Raw genomic sequence first — 1,273 nt, 5'->3', positions numbered from 1 at the left:
CCCCCACCCCCAGCACCGCCAGTGCGCGGCTCGCCACCTCTCGGCCGATGGGGAGGGACGCGGTCGCGGCGGGGGAGGGGGCGTTGAGGACGTGGACCATGCCTGGGGTTTCGCGGATGAGGAAGTCGTCGGCAAGGGTGCCGTCCGGCAGGACCGCCTGCGCGCGCACGCCCGCCGGCGCGGCGACCAGGTCCTCGTCCGCCACCTCCGGCAGCAGCCTCCGTACGGTGTCGGCGAAGGCGCGCTTGGAGAGGGAGCGGTGGAGCTCTCCCGCGCCGTACCGCCAGTGGTGGCGGGCCAGCTGCCACGCGCCCGGGTAGGCGAGCGTGCTGGCCAGGTCCCGGGGACGTACGGTCCGCCAGTCGTAGCCCTCGCGGGCGAGCGCGGGCACCGCGTTGGGGCCGATGTGGACCGACCCTTCGATGCCCCGGGTCAGATGGACCCCCAGGAACGGGAACGCGGGATCCGGCACTGGATAGACCAGTCCCCGCACCAGATGCCGCCGCTCCGGCACCAGCTCGTAGTACTCGCCGCGGAAGGGAACGATCCGCATTCCGGGGTCGTCACCCGCGAGCCGGGCGACCCGGTCGCAGTGCAGCCCGGCGCAGTTGACCAGCGCCCGCGCCCGCAGCACTGCCCCGTCCGCCGTGCGGACCGCGATCTCGGAGCGGCGGCGTCCGATGACCCGCGCTTCCGATCCGTACCGGATCCGTCCGCCGGCGGCCTCCACGAGCCGGGCCAGCTGGGCCGCGACCGCGCCGAAGTCGCACACGCCCGTGGTCCCCACGTGGATCGCGGCCAAGCCCCGCACATGGGGTTCGTGTTCCACGATCTGCGGCGGGCCCAACTCGCGCACCGGGATGCCGTTCTCCCGGCCCCGCTGCACGAGCGCGTGGAGCCGGGGCAGCTCGGACCGCTCGGTGGCGACGATGAGCTTGCCCGTTACCTCGTGCGGAATGTCGTACTCCGCGCAGAACTTGACCATCTCCGCCGCGCCCCGCACGGCGAACCGAGCCTTCAGGGAACCCGGGCGGTAGTAGACCCCGCTGTGGATGACGCCGCTGTTGCGGCCCGTCTGGTGCAGCGCGGGGCCCCGCTCCTTCTCCAGGACCGTGACCCGCGTGCCGGGCGCGGCGCGGGTGATCGCGTACGCGGCCGACAGGCCGATGATCCCGCCCCCGATCACCAGCACGTCACTGTCGTACCCCGCTGCAAACGCCACCGCTCCACCTCCGCTCCGGCCGCCTCGGTCTCTCTCCGGCCCGGACTACCC

Annotated in this window: 1 protein-coding gene; it reads right to left on the bottom strand. The window is 73.8% G+C overall.

Annotation, left to right across the window (positions count from 1 at the left end; all coding sequences use genetic code 11):
* Positions 1-1,222 (bottom strand): L-2-hydroxyglutarate oxidase (gene lhgO, locus AOK16_RS24715; protein WP_055474313.1); only part of this gene is annotated, 1,222 nt, incomplete at its 3' end.
* Positions 1,223-1,273 lie beyond the last annotated feature (51 nt).

The sequence above is a fragment of the Streptomyces pathocidini genome, from assembly GCF_001418495.1.
Taxonomy (GTDB): domain Bacteria; phylum Actinomycetota; class Actinomycetes; order Streptomycetales; family Streptomycetaceae; genus Streptomyces; species Streptomyces pathocidini.
Note: the sequence above shows the minus strand (reverse complement) of the source record. Positions and strands in the feature narration are given on the sequence as shown.